General features: G+C 71.2%; 1 protein-coding gene. It reads right to left on the bottom strand.

Annotated features, from left to right (window positions below; translation table 11 throughout):
* A partial coding sequence (locus G6021_RS13715) for a 3'-5' exonuclease (RefSeq protein ID WP_347238973.1) occupies window positions 1–1,454 on the bottom strand: 1,454 nt, incomplete at its 3' end.
* Between the last annotated feature and the right edge of the window lie 16 nt (window positions 1,455–1,470).

Below are 1,470 nucleotides of genomic sequence, written 5' to 3'. Positions count from 1 at the left end.
GGCTCGAGCAGTCCCTCGCCGTAGGGGACGAGCGCCGGCGCGTCGGGCTCCACCATCACCGAACCGAGGAGGGTACCCCACAGCTTCTTGGGCTCCGGGTTCTTCTGCTTTTTCAGGACATATCCGTGACCGGAGACGGCGAGCCGGCTCTCGGCCCGCGTGGTGGCGACGTACAGGAGCCGGATCCGCTCTGCCCTGGAGTGCTCGGCCTCTCGCTCTGCGGCCCGCGCGAATCCGGGATCACGGACCTGCGTGGAGAAGGAGGCCACGGGGCGCGGGGGATCGTCGTCCGTCCACAGGAGCCTGTCGCGGTCCCCGGGCCAGCCGCGGCTCATCCCGGCCAGGACGACCATGGGGTACTCGAGGCCCTTGGCGGCATGGATGGTGGTGATCCGCACCGCGTCGACACCGATCTCGGGGATCACCGCCTCGGGGACGCGGGCGTCCTCGGCGGTGAGGGCCAGCGCCCAGTCCGCGTACTCCCGCAGGTCGGCGCGGGCGGGGTCGGCGGCGGACTCCTCCCACTGCCAGGCGTGCTCGATGACGAAGCGGATGCGCCGCCACAGGTCGCGGCGGCGGGGGGACTCGGCGACCGACTCGAAGACCATGCGGTCGTGGACGAGCTTCTCCAGGATCTCGCCCGGCCGGCGGCTCCGCCGGGACAGGTCGGAGAGGTAGTCGATCCCCGCGGCGACGGGGGAGTCCTCGAGGTGGTCGGGTGCCGGGGCACCGGGGGCCCACGCCCCACCGGCGGCGCGCCAGCGGAGCAGGTCGTCGTCGCCGCAGCCGAACAGCGGGGAACGGAGCGCACCGACGAGCGAGGCCTCGTCGGCGCTGTTGGCCACGGCCCGCACGGAGAGGAGGAGGTCGCGGATCTCCGGGGTGCCGTAGACGATGGACGACGCCTCGGTCCGGAAATCGATCCCGGCGTGGTCGAGGCACTTCTCGATCATGGGCAGCGAACTCCGCGAGGGCAACAGGATCGCGATGTCCCCGAGGCGGAGCGGGGTGTGACCGCCGTCCCTGGACTCGTGTGTCCACTGCTCGCGGACGGCGGTCGCGATCACGCGGGCCACATCGGAGGCCTCGGTCCAGTGGCGTCGTGCATCATCGTTCGCGTCCGGCGGACAGTGATCGGGAAGCTCGGGGACGTCCTCGGTGCGGAACACGAACGGGCGGGGGCCGTGCGCGGGGTCGAACGGAGGCCGGTCGGGACCCGGTTCCAGTTCCCGGTAGTCGGGCTGCACTCCCTCCGCGGCGAGGAGTACTTCCGAGAACACCTCGTTGACCCAGTCGAGCACCGCCCGCGAACACCGGAAGTTGGTGCTCAGGCGTTCGACCTCGACTCCGTCCCCGCGCTGCGCTCGCAGGTAGGTGGAGATGTCGGCCCGCCGGAAACGGTAGACGGACTGTTTGGGGTCACCGACGGTGAAGAGCCTGCCGGTCCCTGACACTGATACCGACCCGGTG

Origin of the sequence: Dietzia sp. CW19, from assembly GCF_014145265.1 — a bacterium.
Lineage (GTDB): Bacteria > Actinomycetota > Actinomycetes > Mycobacteriales > Mycobacteriaceae > Dietzia > Dietzia natronolimnaea.
The sequence above is the reverse complement of the archived record's forward strand: the minus strand, read 5'-3'. Positions and strand labels throughout refer to the sequence as shown.